The organism is Bradyrhizobium sp., from assembly GCF_019242285.1.
Taxonomy (GTDB): Bacteria; Pseudomonadota; Alphaproteobacteria; order Rhizobiales; family Xanthobacteraceae; genus Bradyrhizobium.
The window spans coordinates 1-2,716 of record NZ_JAFAVV010000341.1 but is presented as its reverse complement, the minus strand read 5'-3'; the positions used below and the strand labels follow the sequence as shown (position 1 = coordinate 2,716).

The 2,716-nt window shown below is 64.9% G+C and carries 4 protein-coding genes; all 4 read left to right on the top strand.

The window, feature by feature from the left end:
- On the top strand, positions 1-553 hold a 553-nt coding region (locus JOY90_RS13280; RefSeq protein ID WP_291691580.1), incomplete at its 5' end, for an NADP-dependent isocitrate dehydrogenase.
- A 178-nt stretch (positions 554-731) separates the two neighbouring features.
- Entirely contained in the window at positions 732-1,244 is a 513-nt protein-coding gene (locus JOY90_RS13275) for a DUF3455 domain-containing protein (protein ID WP_291691579.1), read from the top strand.
- Between the two features lie 5 nt (positions 1,245-1,249).
- Positions 1,250-1,534 (top strand): DUF3303 family protein, encoded by a 285-nt coding sequence (locus tag JOY90_RS13270; RefSeq protein ID WP_291691578.1) that lies wholly within the window; start codon positions 1,250-1,252, stop codon positions 1,532-1,534.
- A gap of 112 nt (positions 1,535-1,646) precedes the next feature.
- Positions 1,647-2,716: dihydroxy-acid dehydratase (gene ilvD, locus JOY90_RS13265; protein WP_291691577.1), on the top strand; the 1,070-nt coding region annotated here is incomplete at its 3' end.

Here is a 2,716-nt window from a genome sequence, read left to right as displayed (position 1 = left end):
CAAGGACATCTTCCAGGATGTGTTCGACCGCGAGTTCAAGAAGGAGTTCGAGGCCAAGAAGCTGACCTACGAGCACCGCCTGATCGACGACATGGTGGCGGCTGCGCTGAAATGGTCCGGCGGCTATGTCTGGGCCTGCAAGAACTATGACGGCGACGTGCAGTCGGACACGGTGGCGCAGGGTTACGGCTCGCTCGGCCTGATGACCTCGGTGCTGCTCACCCCCGACGGCAAGACGGTGGAGGCGGAAGCCGCCCACGGCACCGTCACACGCCACTATCGCGAGCACCAGAAGGGCAAGGAGACCTCGACCAACTCGATCGCCTCGATCTTCGCCTGGACCCGCGGGCTCGCGCACCGCGCCAAGCTCGACAACAATCCACAGCTTGCGACGTTCGCCGACACGCTGGAGAAGGTCTGTGTGCAGACGGTGGAGGACGGCAACATGACCAAGGACCTCGCGCTCCTGGTCGGCGCCGACCAGCGCTGGCTCTCCACCACCGGCTTCCTCGACAAGGTCGCGGACAATCTGACCAGGGCGATGGCGGCCTGAGGGAGCCGTCACTGCGAGCAGAATCCGTAGGTGGGCTAAGCGGCCACGTGAACAGCAGTTCGCCACGCAACGACCGAAGCGTGCCCACCATTTCGAAACCATGCTATCGACAATGGTGGGCACGGCGCTCGCGTGCCTTAGCCCACCCTACGACTGCTACGTATTGGGGAGCACAGCCATGCAGAGGCGAAGCGCGTTTTCATTGGTCCTATCGTCAGCTCTGATCGCAGTCCCGGCGGCGGCCGAATCGCTCTCGCCCGATGCGCTCGCAGCACTGCCGCCGGGCGCGACCATGGTGCTGAAGGCGCATGCGGTCGGTCAGCAGATCTACGAGTGTAAGACAGATGCCGGCGGCAAGCTCGCCTGGATCTTTCGCGAGCCGGTCGCCACCCTGACCGTGGACGGCAAGGTCATAGGCCACCACTTCGCCGGGCCGACCTGGGAGCTCGACGACGGCAGCGCCGTGGTCGGCAAGGCGGTCGACAACGCGCCCGGCGCCAAGGCGAGCGACATCGCCTGGCTGAGGCTCGAGGTCGTTTCGCACAAGGGCGATGGCGGCCTGCTCGCCAAGATCGACACGGTGCAGCGGATCAACACGATGGGCGGCGTGCTCAACGACAGCTGCGACCGTCCGGGCACGACCCGCGGCATGCCCTATGCCGCGGACTACGTGTTCCTGCGCAAGAGCTAGGCGTCATGCTGTTCATGGTGATCGAGCGTTTTCGGGATCGCGACCCGATTCCGGTCTATCGGCGGGTCCGTGATGCCGGGGTGAAATTCCCCGAAGGCCTGAAATACATCGGAAGCTGGATCGAGCCGAATTTCGATCGCTGCTTCCAGCTCATGGAATGCGACGACGCCCGGCTGCTGCAGGAGTGGATCCTGAACTGCCAGGGATTCGGGATGACCTTCGAGATCGTGCCTGTCGTCCCGAGCCAGGAGACGCGCGAGGTGGTCGCGCCTTACCTCGACCCGAAATAGCTCACCCGCGAAATTGAGGGGTCGTATCGGGCGCAGCTTCGCTGTAAAGCCCTGCCCGGACGTCGATTTGCAGCCGGGCCCTAAGATCCGGCGGAGCCCGAGAGGACCGCTCATGCCGACCTATCGCTCACGAACCACCACCCACGGCCGCAACATGGCGGGCGCCCGCGGCTTGTGGCGCGCGACCGGCATGACCAATGAGGATTTCGGCAAGCCGATCATCGCGGTGGTCAACTCGTTCACGCAGTTCGTGCCGGGCCATGTCCACCTGAAGGACCTCGGGCAGCTCGTGGCCCGCGAGATCGAGAAGGCCGGCGGCGTGGCAAAAGAGTTCAACACCATCGCGGTCGACGACGGCATCGCCATGGGCCATGACGGCATGCTCTACAGCCTGCCCTCGCGCGAACTGATCGCCGACAGCGTCGAGTACATGGTCAATGCCCATTGCGCCGACGCCATGGTCTGCATCTCCAATTGCGACAAGATCACGCCGGGCATGCTGATGGCGGCGATGCGGCTGAACATCCCTGCGGTGTTCGTCTCCGGCGGGCCGATGGAATCCGGCAAGGTCAACATCAAGGGCAAGGTCCGCGCGGTCGACCTGATCGACGCCATGGTCGTGGCCGCCGACGACAAGGTCAGCGACGGCGACGTCGAGATCATCGAGCGCTCGGCCTGCCCGACCTGCGGCTCCTGCTCCGGCATGTTCACCGCCAATTCGATGAACTGCCTCACCGAAGCGCTCGGCCTGTCGCTGCCGGGCAACGGCTCGGTGCTGGCGACCCACGCCGACCGCAAGGGCCTGTTCGTGGAGGCCGGTCATCTCGTCGTCGACCTGGCGCGGCGCTATTACGAGCAGGACGATGCCGGCGTGCTGCCCCGCAATATCGCGAACTTCAAGGCGTTCGAGAATGCCATGAGCCTCGACATCGCCATGGGCGGCTCGACCAACACCGTGCTGCATCTCTTGGCCGCCGCGCATGAGGGCGAGATTCCCTTCACCATGAAGGACATCGACCGGCTGTCGCGCAAGGTTCCGGTGCTCTGCAAGGTCGCGCCCTCGGTCGCCGACGTGCACCTGGAGGACGTTCACCGCGCCGGCGGCGTGATGGCGATCATGGGCGAGCTCGACCGCGCCGGCCTCATTCATTCCGAATTGCCGAGCGTGCATTCGGCGAGCCT

What these genes read in the sequence shown, in the direction of transcription:
- JOY90_RS13275 (WP_291691579.1), top strand. Translation starts at nt 732, where the DNA reads ATGCAGAGGCGAAGCGCGTTTTCATTGGTCCTATCGTCAGCTCTGATC.
- JOY90_RS13270 (WP_291691578.1), top strand. Translation starts at nt 1,250, where the DNA reads ATGCTGTTCATGGTGATCGAGCGTTTTCGGGATCGCGACCCGATTCCG.